Source organism: Arthrobacter sp. zg-Y1110 (assembly GCF_025244865.1).
In the GTDB taxonomy this organism is placed as follows: domain Bacteria; phylum Actinomycetota; class Actinomycetes; order Actinomycetales; family Micrococcaceae; genus Arthrobacter_B.
In genome coordinates, this window is sequence record NZ_CP104272.1 from 463,976 (window position 1) to 478,182 (window position 14,207).

12 protein-coding genes are annotated in these 14,207 nt (G+C 65.9%); 9 read left to right on the forward strand and 3 right to left on the reverse strand.

Annotated features, from left to right (window positions below):
* Window positions 1-359: 359 nt before the first annotated feature.
* The gene (locus N2K99_RS02300) at window positions 360-1,112 is read left to right on the forward strand and encodes a phosphoglyceromutase (RefSeq protein WP_227934233.1); all 753 of its coding nucleotides are present in this window, start codon (window positions 360-362) and stop codon (window positions 1,110-1,112) included.
* Window positions 1,113-1,210: 98 nt separating this feature from the next.
* Here N2K99_RS02300 and phoU read toward each other — a convergent pair whose 3' ends face one another.
* A complete protein-coding gene (gene phoU / locus N2K99_RS02305) occupies window positions 1,211-1,873 on the reverse strand; it encodes a phosphate signaling complex protein PhoU (protein WP_227923793.1) in 663 nt (220 codons plus the stop codon).
* A 203-nt stretch (window positions 1,874-2,076) separates the two neighbouring features.
* Between phoU and N2K99_RS02310 the strand changes: the two genes are divergently transcribed.
* Both N2K99_RS02310 and N2K99_RS02315 read left to right on the forward strand, forming a co-directional pair.
* Window positions 2,077-3,237: a cell wall metabolism sensor histidine kinase WalK gene (locus N2K99_RS02310; RefSeq protein ID WP_227934234.1), complete on the forward strand. Its 1,161-nt coding sequence runs from the start codon at window positions 2,077-2,079 to the stop codon at window positions 3,235-3,237.
* Complete coding sequence (locus N2K99_RS02315) at window positions 3,234-3,920, forward strand: response regulator transcription factor (RefSeq protein WP_227934235.1); 687 nt, start codon at window positions 3,234-3,236, stop codon at window positions 3,918-3,920. The genes N2K99_RS02310 and N2K99_RS02315 overlap by 4 nt, the downstream gene beginning before the upstream one ends.
* 76 nt (window positions 3,921-3,996) lie before the next feature.
* Here N2K99_RS02315 and N2K99_RS02320 read toward each other — a convergent pair whose 3' ends face one another.
* Window positions 3,997-4,536 (reverse strand): hypothetical protein, encoded by a 540-nt coding sequence (locus N2K99_RS02320; RefSeq protein WP_227923786.1) that lies wholly within the window; start codon window positions 4,534-4,536, stop codon window positions 3,997-3,999.
* 256 nt (window positions 4,537-4,792) lie between these two features.
* Here N2K99_RS02320 and N2K99_RS02325 point away from each other — a divergent pair, with 256 nt between their 5' ends.
* The 6 genes from N2K99_RS02325 to glgX all read left to right on the forward strand — a co-directional run bounded on the left by N2K99_RS02325 (window position 4,793) and on the right by glgX (window position 11,351).
* A complete protein-coding gene (locus N2K99_RS02325) occupies window positions 4,793-5,275 on the forward strand; it encodes a CarD family transcriptional regulator (RefSeq protein WP_066300159.1) in 483 nt (160 codons plus the stop codon).
* A gap of 87 nt (window positions 5,276-5,362) precedes the next feature.
* Window positions 5,363-6,139 carry a 2-C-methyl-D-erythritol 4-phosphate cytidylyltransferase gene (gene ispD, locus N2K99_RS02330; protein ID WP_227934236.1) on the forward strand — a complete coding sequence of 259 codons (777 nt, stop codon included), beginning with the start codon at window positions 5,363-5,365 and terminating at the stop codon, window positions 6,137-6,139.
* A gap of 1 nt (window position 6,140) precedes the next feature.
* A complete protein-coding gene (gene ispF, locus N2K99_RS02335; RefSeq protein ID WP_227923782.1) occupies window positions 6,141-6,638 on the forward strand; it encodes a 2-C-methyl-D-erythritol 2,4-cyclodiphosphate synthase in 498 nt (165 codons plus the stop codon).
* A gap of 29 nt (window positions 6,639-6,667) precedes the next feature.
* Complete coding sequence (gene cysS, locus N2K99_RS02340; protein ID WP_227934237.1) at window positions 6,668-8,092, forward strand: cysteine--tRNA ligase; 1,425 nt, start codon at window positions 6,668-6,670, stop codon at window positions 8,090-8,092.
* Window positions 8,093-8,173: 81 nt separating this feature from the next.
* Entirely contained in the window at window positions 8,174-9,178 is a 1,005-nt protein-coding gene (gene rlmB, locus N2K99_RS02345; RefSeq protein ID WP_227923777.1) for a 23S rRNA (guanosine(2251)-2'-O)-methyltransferase RlmB, read from the forward strand.
* Between the two features lie 34 nt (window positions 9,179-9,212).
* On the forward strand, window positions 9,213-11,351 hold the full coding sequence (gene glgX, locus N2K99_RS02350; protein WP_227923775.1) for a glycogen debranching protein GlgX: 2,139 nt from the start codon (window positions 9,213-9,215) through the stop codon (window positions 11,349-11,351).
* A 218-nt stretch (window positions 11,352-11,569) separates the two neighbouring features.
* Here glgX and glgP read toward each other — a convergent pair whose 3' ends face one another.
* On the reverse strand, window positions 11,570-14,194 hold the full coding sequence (glgP, locus tag N2K99_RS02355; RefSeq protein ID WP_227923774.1) for an alpha-glucan family phosphorylase: 2,625 nt from the start codon (window positions 14,192-14,194) through the stop codon (window positions 11,570-11,572).
* Between the last annotated feature and the right edge of the window lie 13 nt (window positions 14,195-14,207).

Genomic DNA, 14,207 nt, shown 5'->3' on the forward strand with positions numbered 1-14,207 from the left:
CCGGTTCACCGCTGGGGGCGGGGGTCGGGAGCGGGGTGCGTTCTGGGAGCGGGGCCGGGGTGCCGGTCCGGGAGCAGGGCTGAGGTCGGGCTGAGTCGCCGCTTGCGGACAGAGGATCCCACCCTATGGTGCGGCTGTGGCCAAAGGGGTCCCAATAGAATCACCAGCACCACCCAGTGGGATCCTGTGCGGGCCGCCCGGAAGATTCACCGGGCGGGATCGATCTACTGAGCAGGTAACGGGCTCATGGCCGCCGGATGCCCCCGTTATCTGCTCAGTAGATTCCGGGCCCCGCCCATCTGCCCGGCCAAACCGCCGTCGCCCTCCCTGCGCGGTACGCACTCCGATACCATGCTTATATGACCTACAAACTGATCCTTCTGCGCCACGGGCAGAGTGAATGGAATGAAAAGAACCTCTTCACGGGCTGGGTGGACGTGGATCTGACCGACCTCGGACGTGAGGAAGCCATCCGCGGCGGGCAGCTGCTGGTTGAGAACAACATTCTCCCGGACATCCTCTACACCTCCCGGCTCCAGCGGGCCATCAACACGGCGAACCTGGCCCTGGGCGCGGCCGACCGCATCTGGATCGACGTCAAGCGCAGCTGGCGCCTGAACGAGCGGCACTACGGCGCACTGCAGGGCAAGGACAAGGCCCAGACCCTGGCCGAGTACGGCGAGGAACAGTTCATGCTCTGGCGCCGTTCCTACGACACCCCGCCGCCGCCCCTGCCGGACGACAGCGACTTCTCCCAGGCCCACGATCCCCGTTACGCGGATCTGGCCGCCGACGAACTGCCGCGCACCGAGTGCCTCAAGGACGTCCTGGAACGGTTCCTGCCGTACTGGGAGTCGGACATCTCCAAGGACATCCGTACCGGCAAGACGGTGATGATTGCCGCGCACGGCAACTCCCTGCGTGCGCTGGTCAAGCATCTGGACGGGATCAGCGACGCCGATATCGCCGCCGTCAACATCCCCACCGGTATCCCGCTGGTGTACGAACTCGACGAGGACCTGAAGCCGGTCAAGGCCGGCGGCACCTACCTCGATCCCGAGGCCGCCGCCGCTTCCATCAAGGCCGTGGCGAACCAGGGTAAGAAGAAGTAGCACCTGCGGCCGGTGGCATTGGTCCCGGTCGTAGGAAAGGGCGGTCCCCAAGTGGGGACCGCCCTTTTATGTTTCAAGCCGGTGGTGAGTCCCGGACGCTACACGCCTGACTCTGACAGGGGATGCCATTCACCGGTGACGAGGTAGTTGACCTTGCGGGTGACGGAAACCCCGTGGTCCGCAAAGCGCTCGAAGTAGCGGCTGGCGAGGGTCAGGTCCACCGTGCTGACGGCGGGAACGTTCCAGTCCGGGGAGGCAATGGATTTGAAAACCCCGGCATGCAGTTCGTTGATCCGGCTGTTGGCCTCGTAAATGTCCTTGCTCATCTCCAGGTTGCGCGTCTCCAGCAGTTCGGTCAGCTGTTCGGAAATGCGGATGTCCAGCTGCGCCATCTCGCGGAAGGTCTGCACCATGTTGTCCGGCACCACGTTGGCCGGGTACCGCAGGCGCGCGAGCTGCGCTATGTGCCGGGCCAGGTCCCCCATGCGTTCCAGCGACGCGCTCATGCGCAGCGATCCGACGATCATGCGCAGGTCACTGGCCACCGGGCCCTGCAGGGCGAGAACATCGATGGCACGCTCATCCAGGTCATTCTGCAGGAAGTCGATCCGCGCGTCTGCAGCGATGACATCCTGCGCGAGTTCGATATCGGCGCCTTCAAAGGCGAGCGTGGCTTTGCGCATCGCCTCCGTTACCAGCTGGGATATCTGGGTCAGTTCTTCACCGATTTGATGAAGCTCGGCCTGGAAAACCTTGCGCACTGAAGGGTCCTCTCAAAAGCGGGTGGATCGTATGGGATCTGCGGAACGGGTGCGGCCCGGCGCTTCCTGCGCCTACGGCTGCTCCTGCAGGATGTCAGCCGCGGGTGAACCACACTGGCCCCTTAGATGAACGTTAGTTTAACGAATGGTCCAAAGCCACCGGCTTTCCTTCCCGGCCGCGGAGACCGGCCTAAGCTAAGAGAGTGAATCCTGTACTGCTGGCCTTGCTGGCCGGCCTCCTCGGCCTGGCTGTTGGTGCTTTCGGTGTCCTCGCGTACGGGGCCAGCCAGCGCCAGCGGCGGGAGTTGGCCGAGATCTCCGAGCCGACGGTCCCCGAGGGTGCTGCCGAGGTGCTCGGCGTCATTGGGCGCGCCTACATTGTTGCCGATGCCATTGACGGCGTTGTCCGGGCCAGCCCCGGTGCCTACGCGTTCGGCCTGGTCCGCGGGCACACGATCGTCAATGACCGCTTACTGGACCTGTGCGCCAGGGTGCGCCGCGACGGCGTCATCGAGGAGGCCAGGCTGGAGCTTCCCCGGGGTCCGCTCGGTGAAGGGTCCCTCATCCTGCAGGTCCGGGTGGCGACAGTGGGGGAGGAGTATGTGCTGATCCTGGCCGACGACCGGACGGAGATCACCCGCACCGAGGAAGTCCGCCACGACTTCGTTGCGAATGTTTCCCACGAACTCAAGACGCCGGTGGGTGCCATCTCGCTGCTGTCCGAAGCGCTGGACGACGCCGCAGGCGACGAAGAAGCGGTCCGCCGGTTCGCCAAAAGGATGCACCGGGAATCCGCCCGCCTCACTGCCCTGGTTCAGGACATCATCGAACTGTCCCGGCTGCAGAGCACTGACATCGTGGACCGTGCCAAACCGGTGGACGTGAACCGGATTCTCGAGGACGCCGTCGAGGCCAACCGGCTGAACGCCGAGAGCAAGAACATCGAGGTACTCGTGGGCGGCAGGTCCGATGCTGCGGTGTACGGCGACGCCCCGATGCTGACCACCGCTTTCCGGAACCTGATCGACAATGCCATCCGCTATTCGCCCGAGGGCAGCAGAGTGGGGATCGGGCTGCAGTCCCGCAACGGCATGGCCCAGGTGGCCGTAACGGACCAGGGCCCAGGCATAGCTCCCGAAGAACAGGAACGGGTTTTTGAACGGTTCTACCGGATCGATTCCGCCCGTTCGAGGCACACCGGCGGAACCGGTCTGGGGCTGAGCATCGTCAAACACGTGGTGGCCAACCACGGTGGCGAGGTGGACCTGTGGTCCCGCCCGGGGCACGGATCCACCTTCACCGTGCGGCTGCCCGAGATGGACGCCGCAGATATCCGCGAATCGAAACAGGGAGCTACCGCTTGACCCGGATTCTGATTGTCGAAGACGAGGAGTCCTTCAGCGATCCCCTCTCCTATCTGCTGGCCAGGGAGGGATTCGACGTTGACGTCGTGGACAACGGCACCGACGCCGTCGCCGCCTTTGAACAGTCGGGCGCGGACCTGATCCTGCTGGACCTGATGCTGCCCGGGCTCTCCGGCACGGAGGTTTGCCGCCGGATCCGCCAACGTTCGGATGTCCCGGTTATCATGCTGACCGCACGGGATGCGGAAATCGACAAGGTGGTCGGCCTCGAGATCGGCGCCGATGACTACGTCACCAAGCCGTATTCCTCGCGCGAGCTGCTGGCCCGGGTGCGTGCGGTGCTCCGACGCCGGGGGGAAGGAGCGGGAACGGACTTTGCCGGTGCTGCACTGGAGGCAGGGCCGGTGCGCATGGACGTTGACCGGCACGTGGTGCAGGTCAACGGCACCAGCGTGCCCTTCCCGCTGAAGGAGTTCGAGCTGCTGGAGCTGCTCCTGCGGAACTCCGGCCGGGTCCTGACCCGCGGACAACTGATCGAACGGGTCTGGGGCGCGGATTATGTGGGTGACACCAAGACCCTCGATGTCCACGTCAAACGGCTGCGGGCAAAGATAGAGGCGGATTCCTCCGCGCCCCGGCACCTGGTGACCGTTCGCGGGCTGGGCTATAAGTTCGAGGCCTGACCCGGGGCAGGGCACGAAAAAGGGCCGGCGCCGCAGCGCCGGCCCTTTCGGGGTTTTACGGAGATGTCCGGTCTGGCTAGTGGCCCTCGCCGGAGCTCTCGGACTCGGTGGTTTCAACCGGTCGCGGCGTGTACTCGGACCCTGTCGGCAGGTACGGACGGTAATCTTCCTGGTCGCCGTTGACCACCGGAATGTTCAGGTCCTTGGTTTCTTCGTTGAGGGTCAGCTCGGCGTCAATGCCGGTGCCGGGCTCCTGCCGAACGGAGGAGACGGTGACCTTCTCCTCTTCCTCGTCCTCGAAGACGACCTTGCCGCCGGCCGGCAGCGTCCAGGACAGGGGCGTGCCGCCAAAGTCGAGGGAGAACCGCTGGGCCTGGTCGGAGTCGTTGAGCACGGTGCCGATGAGCCGGCCGGGTTCCCCGGAGCCGTTGCTGACCACGAGGATGTTGCGCAGCTGCAGGTCGGCAACGTTCTCCGCGATGCCGTCCGAAGGCGAGTACTGAATGGTGGTTGCCTGCTCGTTCACAGCGCTGCAGCCTGCCGTTCCCAGCATGGCAAGCGCGATGACACCGGCCGCAGCGGTGCGCCGGACCCGGTTCTTGGGTGTGAATCTCACAGCACAAACTCCTGAAGTATTGCGGTCTAGCGACCTGAGGCTATCTTTGCTGCCTAGCCTATCGGCAAACCGGCGAAAAACTGGATTCTTGGGCAGGCGCGGACGGCGGTTCCTGAGCAGTGGAGATGCCCGTGAAGTACCCGTGAAAGGCGGAATACTACCTACACCGGAGCCCATGCAGTACCTGACCTGCGAAAACTCTACTCGGCGTGTCGCATCTCTGATAAACTGAGCCCCGGGAAAGGGGAAAGACCACATGGTTTTTGAGGTTGGCGAAACAGTTGTTTATCCTCACCACGGTGCCGCGAAGATCGAAGAGATCAAGATGCGAACCATCAAGGGCGAAGAGAAAATGTATCTCAAGCTTAAGGTGGCCCAGGGTGATCTGACCATAGAAGTACCGGCTGAGAACGTCGACCTCGTTGGGGTGCGCGATGTAGTGGGCAAGGAAGGCCTGGAGCACGTCTTTGACGTCCTGCGCGCCGAGCTCACTGAAGAGCCCACTAACTGGTCGCGCCGATACAAGGCAAACCTGGAAAAGCTTGCGTCAGGCGATGTCGTCAAGGTAGCGGAAGTTGTCCGCGATCTCTGGCGCCGCGACCATGACCGCGGGCTGTCCGCCGGCGAGAAGCGAATGCTCGCGAAGGCACGCCAGATCCTGATTTCGGAACTGGCACTTGCCGAAAAGACGGATGAAGACCAGGCAGCGGCCGTGCTCGACGAGGTTCTCGCGAGCTAGGCAGCCAAGCCAGTTTCATCGATTGCCGGTCCTTCGGGGCCGGCAATCAATGTTTAAGCGCCTGCCCGCTGGCATTAGGGTGGAAAGGTGTCCACTACCCCTTCCCGCCCGCCGCGGATCGGCGTCGTCGTAGTAGCCGGAGGATCCGGCCAGCGGCTCGGCTACGGCATGCCCAAGGCCCAGGTTCCGCTTGCCGGGGAACCGATGCTCGTCCACGCCCTCCGTGCCGTCCAGGCCGCCGATATCGCCGCCGCCATTGCCGTTGCCGTGCCTGCCGGTGACACCGTGATGCGCAGCATCTGTGACCGGTTCCCGGCTTCTGTCCAAGCGGTCGACGGCGGAGCCACCCGGCCCGAATCGGTCCGGGCTGCGCTGAACGCGCTGCCGGCGGACCTGGACGCGGTGCTGGTCCACGATGCAGCCCGTGCGCTGACGCCGCCGGAGGTGTTCCACCGCGTGGCAGCAGCGCTGGCTGCGGGTGCCTCAGCGGTCATTCCTGCCATCCCCGTGGTGGATACTGTCAAGGACACGGCTCCCGTGCCGGCCGGCGGGTCGGCGGTCGCCGAGACCTCCTCCGTCGCCGCACGCCTCGTCACCGGGACGCCGGACCGTTCCCGGCTGCGTGCCGTACAGACCCCGCAGGGCTTCGATGCGGCCCTGCTCCGCCGGGCCCACGACGCGGCCCTCTCCTTCGACATGGACACGGCAGCGGCCGTCACCGACGACGCCATGCTCGTGGAGTCCCTGGGGACCGAGGTCTACGTGGTCGAAGGTTCACAGCTGTCCCTGAAAATCACCACCCCGCTGGACCTGGTGCTCGCGGAAGCGATCCTGGCCGGCGGGCACCACCGCCAGGAGGACTGAAATGGCCCTGCCACGCACCGGAATCGGCGTCGATGTACACGCCTTCGCGCCCGACGACGCACCGCGGCCGCTGTGGGTAGCGGGCCTTCATTGGGAAGGCGAGCGGGGTCTGGCCGGGCATTCCGACGGCGACCCGGTGGCCCATGCCGCCGCAGACGCACTGTTCTCGGCTGCCGGGCTGGGGGATCTGGGTACCCACTTCGGCACCGACCGGCCGGAATACGCCGGTGCTGCAGGGACAGTACTCCTCGGCGAGGCTGCCCGAATTGTGCGGGCGGCGGGTTTCGAGATCGGCAACATCGCCGTGCAGCTGATCGGCAACCGGCCCAAGTTCAGTCCCCGCCGGGCAGAAGCTGAAGCGGTCCTGAGTGCAGCCGCCGGCGCGCCGGTCAGCGTTTCCGCCACCACCACCGACCAGCTGGGCTTCACCGGCCGCGGCGAGGGGATCGCCGCGGTGGCCACCGCCGTCGTCGCCGCCGCTGCGACGGCCGCTGACTGAGGGCACGCGGTTTCGGCTAGCCTAGAGCAGTGAGCTTGAGATTCTATGACACCGCAACAGCGCAGGTCCGGGACTTCGTTCCCCTGGTTGAAGGCAAGGCCAGCCTCTACTACTGCGGCGCCACCGTGCAGGGGCTCCCGCACGTAGGGCACATCCGCTCCGCCATCGCCTTTGACCAGCTCACCCGCTGGCTGCGTTACCGCGGACTCCAGGTCACCGTGGTCCGCAATGTGACGGATATTGACGACAAGATCCTGGCCAAGGCAGCCGACTCCGTGGGCGCCCAGCCGGCTCCCGGCGTCGTCCCGGACGAACCCTGGTGGGCGCTGGCCTACCGGTTCGAGCAGGAGTTCGCCAAGGCCTACGACACCCTCGGCGTCCAGCGTCCCACCTACGAACCGCGCGCCACGGGACACATCCCGGAAATGCATGCGCTCATTGCGGCCCTGATCGAGCGCGGACACGCCTACCCGGCCCTGGACGCTTCCGGTGACGTGTACTTCGACGTGCGCTCCTGGCAGAAGTACGGGTCGCTGACCCGCCAGAACATCGATGACATGCAGGCAGCGCCCGACGCCGGCCCGCGGGGCAAGCGTGATCCGCGGGACTTCGCGCTGTGGAAGGGGCATAAGGAGGGCGAGCCGGAGACCGCGTCCTGGGACAGCCCCTGGGGCCGCGGACGCCCGGGCTGGCACCTGGAGTGCTCGGCCATGGTCACCAAATACCTAGGCACCGAGTTCGACATCCATGGCGGCGGGCTGGACCTGCGCTTCCCGCACCACGAGAACGAGATGGCGCAGTCCCAGGCCGCAGGGCACGGCTTCGCGAACTTCTGGATGCATAACGGCATGGTCACCTTCGAGGGCGAGAAGATGTCCAAGTCCATCGGCAACACCATTAGTCCGACTCAAATGCTGGAGCAGGCCAGCCCCCGCGTGGTCCGGTATTACCTGGGCCAGGCCCACTACCGATCGGTGCTGGACTACCGGCCGACGTCCCTGCAGGAGGCGGCCGCCGCCGTCGAGCGTATCGACGGGTTCCTTGTCAAGGCTGCTGCGAAGGCCGACGCCGCGCCCGCCGCGGTTCCGGATGCCTTCGCCGCCGCCATGGACGATGACCTGAATGTTCCCCAGGCCCTGGCCGTGCTGCATGAAACCGTGCGCGCCGGTAACACGGCCCTTGCCGCCGGCGACAATGAAACCGTTCAGCGCGCACTGGGACAGGTGCGGGCCATGACTTCCGTCCTGGGCCTGGACGACGCGACGGACGCCGCAGCGCAGTCGGGTCCCGCCGACGCCGCACTGGACGCCCTGGTGCAGGACCGGCTCGCCGAACGGAACGCTGCCCGGGCCGCAAAGGACTGGTCCCGGGCCGACGCGATCCGCGATTCGCTGGCCGCCGCCGGCATCACCGTGGAGGACGGCGCCGACGGCGTGACGTGGAGCGTCGCCTGAGTCCAGCAGCGGTGTCCGCCAACCCGGCCGCGGACTGCGTAAACTGGAATGGAATGCTTTCTTCTAGTAAAGGTGTAACCGATGGCCAACAATGGACGTCCCGGCGCAATGCGCAAAGCCAAGAAGGGCCCCAGCGGCGGTACCGGCGGGCTCGGCCGCAAGGCCCTCGAGGGTAAGGGCCCCACACCCAAGGCTGAAGAGCGCCCGTACCACAAGGCGTTCAAGAGCAAGCAGCTTGCTGAGCGGTCCGCCGCCAAGCGCGGCGATGCCAAGCGCGGCGATGCCCGTGCCGGCGGCCGCAGCGGCACCAACGTCCGCGGCAAGGTGGCTGAAGAAGTTGTTACCGGCCGCAACTCCGTCGTGGAAGCGCTGCGTGCGGGCATCCCGGCAAAGGCCCTGCACGTTGCCGTCCGTATCGACATGGATGACCGGGTCCGGGAATCCTTGAAGATGGCGGCCGAACGCGGCCTGCCGGTGATGGAAACGCACAAGCCCGAGCTGGACCGCATGACCAACGAGGCCGTGCACCAGGGCCTCGTCCTGCAGATCCCGCCGTACGAGTACGCCGACCCCACCGACCTTGCCTCCGAGACCCTTGAGGCCTGGAAGAAGGGCCACATCCGCAACGCGCCGCTCTTCGTCGCCCTGGACGGCATCACCGATCCGCGCAACCTCGGCGCGATCATCCGGTCTGCCTCGGCCTTCAGCGCACACGGCGTCGTCGTTCCGGAACGCCGGGCCGTGGGCGTCACCGCCTCGGCATGGAAGACCAGTGCCGGTGCTGCCGTCCGCGTCCCCGTGGCTCGGGCCGGCAACCTGAACAACACCCTCAAGACGTTCAAGAAGATGGGTATTTTTGTTCTGGGCCTGGACGGCGACGGCGATGTATCGCTTCCCTCCATCGTGCTGGCCAAGGAACCGATCTGCATTGTGGTGGGTTCCGAGGGCAAGGGCTTGTCCCGCCTGGTCCGGGAGAACTGCGACCAGATTGTCTCCATCCCCATCGACTCCGCCATGGAGTCACTCAACGCTTCCATGGCCGTCGGCATCACCCTGTACGAAATCTCCCGGCAGCGCTCCTCCTAATCCGGGCCGGGGTCACCGGCAGTAAAGGGCGTACATGGCACACGTGATCGGCGGAACCGCCGCGGGCAGCGCCTCGAAGCGCGACTCGCGACCCTTGCCGCTGGGCGTCAGGCACACCGTTTCAGGTGTGCCTGACGTCGATGGTGCCGTCAATGTGTCCGTTTACGCCCCGGGCCTGCCCGCCGTCGATGTGTACTACGAGACGGCTCCCGGCCACTGGTCCACGGCCCCGCTGACGGACACCGTCCTCGGCATCCACCACGGCCGGGTGTACGGCCTGCGGCCCGGGAGCCGCTACGGCTTCTGGCCGCGGGACCGGTCCCTTCCGGCAGGGCCGGGCAGCTTCCAGCTGTTGCTGGACCCCTACGGGCGCGGCATCGAAGCGGAACCGGTGCAGGGGAGCCAGATCTATTACTCGGTGTACACCGCCGGGGACTTTGACTGGGGCAACGCCCGCCGTCCCCACACCCCTTGGCGGGACACCGTCATCTATGAGGCCCATGTGCGGGGCCAGACCATGCTGCATCCCGGGATCCCGGAAGAGCTCCGGGGAACCTACGCCGGCATGGGGCACCCGGTGATGGTCCAGTACCTGCAGGACCTGGGCATCACTGCGGTGGAACTGCTGCCGGTGCATTTCCATGCCGACGAGCTGCACCTGCAGGAACTGGGGCTGGCAAATTACTGGGGTTACAACACCCTCGGGTTCTTCGCCCCGCATGACGCCTACGCCACCCGGGCTGCCCGGGAAGCCGGCGCCCAGGCGGTGCAGGATGAACTCAAGGGGATGGTGAAGGCGCTTCACGAGGCCGGCATCGAAGTCCTGCTGGACGTGGTGTACAACCACACTGCTGAGGGTAAGTCCGACCAGCCCGCGCTGAGCTGGCGCGGACTGGGAGATGAAACCTATTACCGTCACGCCCCGGACGGTGCGTACGTTGACACCACGGGCTGCGGGAACACCCTGGACTTCAGTGAGCCCCGGATTATCCAGCTGGCACTGGACTCCCTGCGCTACTGGGTGCAGGAGTACCACGTGGACGGTTTCCGCTTCGATCTGGCCCCCTCGCTCTGCCGCGGCGCAGACGGCCGGTTTGATCCGAGGCACCCTTTTCTCGTAGCAGCGGCAGCCGACTCCGTGCTGCAGGACGTAAAACTAATCTCGGAGCCGTGGGACGTGGGGCCGGACGGTTGGCAGACCGGCCGGTTCCCGCAGGGGTGGGCCGACTGGAATGACCACTTCCGCGACATAGTCCGGGACTTTTGGCTTCGCGGCCAAGCGGACGTTGCCGCGGGGCGGGAAGGAGGTTCCCTGGCGCGTCTGGCGGGTGCATTGGCCGGTTCAGCCGAACTCTTCGCCGACTCCGGCCGGACACCGCTGGCCTCGATTAACTTCGTCACGGCCCACGACGGGTTCACCCTCTCCGACCTGACCATGTTCGAGCGTAAGCACAACGAAGCCAACGGTGAAGAAAACCGGGACGGCACGGGAGAAAACCGCAGCTACAACCACGGCATCGAGGGGCCCTCGGACGATGAGCGGATCAATGCTGCCCGGAGCCTGACTGCCCGGAACCTGATGGCTACGCTCACCATGTCCCTGGGTGTGCCCATGATCACGGCAGGGGATGAAATCGGCCGGAGCCAGCGCGGCAACAACAATGCGTACTGCCAGGACAACGAGCTCTCCTGGCTGAACTGGAACCTCGACGACGCCGCGCACCGCATGCTCTCGACCACTCGTGAGCTGCTGCGCCTGCGCCGCGAATATCTTGCCAGCCAGCCGTACCGCTTCCCGGCCGACCGCCGGCAGTCCTTCCTGCTCTGGTTCGATCAGGAGGGCAAGCCCATGACGCCGGAACAGTGGAGCGATCCCGCCACCCGGGTGGTGCAGGTCCTGATCGGCTCCGGAGACGGTTCGCTGAACGGGTTGATGGTCCTGAACGGCACGCTGTCCGACGTCGACGTCCGCCTTCCGGACGCACCGACGGTCCGCAGCGCGGCCTCCGAAGCGGGCAACGGTTTCGAGGACATTTCTGCCCCTGGTGAATCCTCCGGATACGAACTCGTCTTCTCCACTGCTTCGGATCTGGGAGAACGCCGGGGCCAGGTCCGTCCGTCGGGCAACACCGATCTAGTTCCTGCGAACTCAATCAGCCTCTACCGCGCCTAGGGAACCGTTCAGGGTTAGGCGATAACGGCACCCGAGCCGGCGACCCGGATGTTCTGCGTGAGGTGACAACGGCACCAACGCTCCGGACGTTCCGGGTTAGGCGGCTTTAATAATTCCCGCGAGCTCTGCGAGCGGGGATTTTCGTTGCCGCCGTTCCGGAACGCCCGGCGCGGCCCCGGCGCGGACACCGAGACGCCCGGAACGGACACCAAGGCAGGCTAAGCGTTAACGACCAACCCCAACTCAGCCTTCGACGCCAGCCCGGAATGCCTCGGCAGCACCCGGACGGTGTAGCCGAACGGTCCGGCCTGCTCGATGCGGATGGTGCCCGTGAACAGGTGGCGGCCCGACCCCAGGTCTTCTGTCGGCGCGAGCTCTTGGATGCGGTGCTCGCTGATCCGGTCATTCTCGGTCACCATGCCGTAGGCGGCTTCCACGCTGACGTCCTCCGGCCGAAGGGAGCCGAGGGAGACGTAGGCCTGCACCGTCAGGGTGTCGCCGATCTGCGGGTTTTCGCTGACGCCTACGGAATCCACGTTCTCCACCTGCACGGTGGACCACCCGTCACGCACCCGCGTGATCCACAGGGCGAGTTCCTTCGCAGCGGTGTACCCGTCCGCTGCCATGAACCGTCCGGAAGAACTGGCGGGCCGGTACAGCCGGTTCACGTAGTCCTTGAGCATCCTCGAGGCGGAAACATTCGGCCCCAGGTCCGCCAGGGTGTGCTTGACCATTTCCAGCCACTCGTGCGGCAGCGAATCAGTAGGCGGATCCGAGGGTCCGGCCGCGCCGGCCGCGGCCGGCGGCTCCGTTCCGTAGAACATGGGTCCAACTGAGTTCTCGAGCAGGTCATAAAGCGCGGCTGCCTCAATGTCGTCCCGCTGGTCCGCGGTGTAGACCTCCCGGGTCCGCGTTCCCTTGCTGGGATTGGCGGAGGGAATGGCCCACCCGTTGTTGCCGTCGAACATCTCGTCCCACCATCCGTCGAGGATAGAGAGGTTCAGTCCGCCGTTGATGGCCGACTTCATGCCGGAGGTGCCGGAGGCTTCCAGCGGGCGCAGCGGATTGTTCAGCCACACGTCACACCCGGGGAACAGGGTCTGCGCCATCGCGATGTCGTAGTTGGGCAGGAAAACGATCCGGTGCCGGACCTCAGGGTCGTCGGTGAAGCGCACCAGGTCCTGGATCATTTTCTTGCCCTGTTCATCGGCAGGGTGGGACTTGCCGGCCACTACTACCTGGATGGGGTGGGTGGGATGCAGCAGCAGCGCCTTGAGGCGGTCCGGGTCCCGCAGCATCAGGGTCAGCCGCTTGTAGGTGGGCACCCGGCGGGCGAAGCCAATGGTCAGCACGTCCGGATCCAGCACGTTCTGCGTCCAGGCCAGCTCGGCGTCAGAGGCACCGCGCCGGCGCCAGGCACGCTTGACGCGGCGCCGGACGTCGTGGACCAGGTTGCTGCGCAGCTTCCGCCGCAGGTCCCACAGATCCTTGTCATCAAGCTCGTAGGCCCTGCCCCAGTCGCGGTCATGCACGGTGGCGACGCCGAACTTTTCGCTGGCGAGGGCAGTGACCTCCGGATCGATCCAGGTGGGGACGTGCACGCCGTTGGTCACGGATGTGATCGGCACTTCGGACACGTCAAAGCCCGGCCACAGGCCGGAGAACATTTCCCGGGAGACTTCGCCGTGCAGTTTGGCCACGCCATTGGCCCGCTGGGCCAGCCGCAGGCCCATGACTGCCATGTTGAATTTGGCCGGATCTCCACCCTCGTAGTTCTCCGCGCCCAGAGCCAGGATCTTGTCGGTGGGGACGGACTGCGCCAGTCCCGCGGTGAAGAAGTGGCGGATCTGTGTTTGCTCGAACCGGTCGATGCCCGCCGGGACCGGGGTGTGCGTGGTGAATACCGTCGACGCGCGGGAGACGGTCAGCGCTTCCTCCCAGGTCATGCCCTGGTCCATCAGTTCGCGGATGCGCTCTACGCCCAGGAAGCCGGCATGGCCTTCGTTGCTGTGGAAGACCTCGGCGGGCGGGGCCCCGGTAAGCCGCTGGTGTACGCGCAGGGCCTTGACACCGCCCATGCCCAGCAGCAGTTCCTGCTGCAGCCGGTGGTCTCCGCCTCCTCCGTACAGGCGGTCCGTGATGCCGCGGGCGGCGTCGTCGTTCCCGATGACGTCCGAGTCCAGCAACAGCAGGGGTACGCGCCCGACGTCGGCGCGCCAGATGTGTGCCGAAAGCTGGCGGTTGTCCGGGAGCGGCAGGGTGATTTTCGCCGGGGTGCCGTCTTCCTCGCGCAGCAGGGTCAACGGCAGGGCATTGGGGTCCAGTACGGGATAGGTTTCCAGCTGCCAGCCGTCGCGGGAGAGTGCCTGCTTGAAATACCCGGCCTTGTAGAGCAGCCCCACCGCAACCAGCGGCACTCCAAGATCGGAGGCGGCCTTCAGATGGTCGCCGGCCAGGATCCCCAGGCCGCCGGAGTACTGGGGGAGTACGGCGCTGATGCCGTATTCGGGGGAGAAGTACGCAATGGATGCCGGGGCGTCCTCACCCAGGCCCTGGTACCAGCGGGGTTCGTTGAGGTATCTGTCCAGGTCGGCGCCGAGATCGGCGATTACGGAGACCAGGTGCTCATCCTGCGCGATGCTCTCGAGCTTGTCCCGGCTCACGGTGCCGAGCAGCTTCACGGGGTCCCCGCCGCTGGATTTCCAGGCAGCAGGGTCGATGCTCTCAAACAACCTGAGCGTCGGCTGGTGCCAGGACCACCGCAGGTTCGAGGCCAGCTTCCCCAAAGGGGCGATGCTGGACGGCAGGACGGTTCGGACGGTAAATCTGCGTATAGCCTTCACCCCGGTCACGCTA

Excerpts from the sequence above, each read along its gene's own strand:
- N2K99_RS02325 (WP_066300159.1), top strand. The coding sequence starts at position 4,793 with ATGGTTTTTGAGGTTGGCGAAACAGTTGTTTATCCTCACCACGGTGCC.
- N2K99_RS02300 (WP_227934233.1), top strand. The coding sequence starts at position 360 with ATGACCTACAAACTGATCCTTCTGCGCCACGGGCAGAGTGAATGGAAT.
- rlmB (WP_227923777.1), top strand. The coding sequence starts at position 8,174 with ATGGCCAACAATGGACGTCCCGGCGCAATGCGCAAAGCCAAGAAGGGC.
- ispF (WP_227923782.1), top strand. The coding sequence starts at position 6,141 with ATGGCCCTGCCACGCACCGGAATCGGCGTCGATGTACACGCCTTCGCG.
- glgX (WP_227923775.1), top strand. The coding sequence starts at position 9,213 with ATGGCACACGTGATCGGCGGAACCGCCGCGGGCAGCGCCTCGAAGCGC.